This is a genomic window from Campylobacter canis, from assembly GCF_045504005.1.
In the GTDB taxonomy this organism is placed as follows: domain Bacteria; phylum Campylobacterota; class Campylobacteria; order Campylobacterales; family Campylobacteraceae; genus Campylobacter_A; species Campylobacter_A canis.
Map to the genome: position 1 here is coordinate 1 of NZ_JBJJXH010000024.1, position 1,167 is coordinate 1,167.

The window sequence follows — 1,167 nt, forward strand, 5'->3', positions numbered from 1 at the left end:
CTTGTATGATTACCCCCCTACAAATCAAAAATCTAAATATACATTTTTGTATATTGATTTCTGATTTCATTTTTTCTTAAAATTATAAAGCCTCTGATTGTATCCTAAGTGCTAAGACACTGCAAGAAAGATTTTAGGGGCTTTATAGGTTAAATCTGATTAAAAATCTTAGTGCTTTATCTTAGACACTGAATACAAGAAAAGATTATACCTAATTTTTCTTTTAAGGAGTTTATTATGAAAAAGGATTTTTTTGTAGGTGCGGACGTATCTAAGGACAAACTAGATATTTGCTTTTTAACTTCAAATACTTCTGTAAAGCCTAAGTTTATATCACTCCCAAACGATTACGAAACGATAAAAGCTTATTTTAAGTCATTTATCAAGGATAACATAAAGATAGTTTTTGAACACACAAATAACTATCATATAGTTTTACAATCTGTCTTAAGTGATTTAAAGCTTAGATATTCACTTTTAAATCCTGAAAAAACAAGCTATTTTTAAGACATTTATCACACCAAAAAAACGGATTTAAAAGATAGTTACGGATTAGCTCTATATTGTAAAATTTTTCACTCCGAATTAAATCCGGCAACTTATAACAAAGAATACAACCTTATAAAGTCTTATAACTCGGCTATACTTCTTTTATCTAAAATCCAAACACAATTAAAGAATTTTAAAAAGTCTCAAGATTTCGTAAGCGATCCAAGTCTTAATGAAATTATTACAACTCTAACTAATCAAATATCATCTTTGCATAAAAAGCTTAAAATCCTCGCTTACGAAATCCTTAAAAGCTTTATCCCAAATTGTGATGAAATCATAAATAATAATAAGGGTTTCGGTATAGATTTAGCATTAAATTTATTTCCTAATCTACACTTTAACCGAGATAAAACCGCAAAGCAGTTTATATCGTTTATTGGATTATCTCCTCGCATTTATGAAAGCGGAATATCTGTTAAAAAATCTAAGTGTATTAATAAAAAAGGTAGCTCAAGTATAAGACGTGTTTTATTCTTAGTTGCCATTGTATCTATACGTTTTAACGATAAATTCAAACAAAAATACGAAAACCTAATAAACAAAGGTAAAAGTAAAAAAGTTGCTATCGTAGCCGTTATGTGTGCGATAGTTAGATATTTAAAATCCCTTTTTAGC

Annotated in this window: 1 pseudogene; it reads left to right on the forward strand. The window is 28.0% G+C overall.

The features are described from left to right. Positions 1–237: 237 nt before the first annotated feature. A pseudogene (locus tag ACHJH3_RS11320) lies at positions 238–1,167 on the forward strand (IS110 family transposase); the annotation flags it as partial.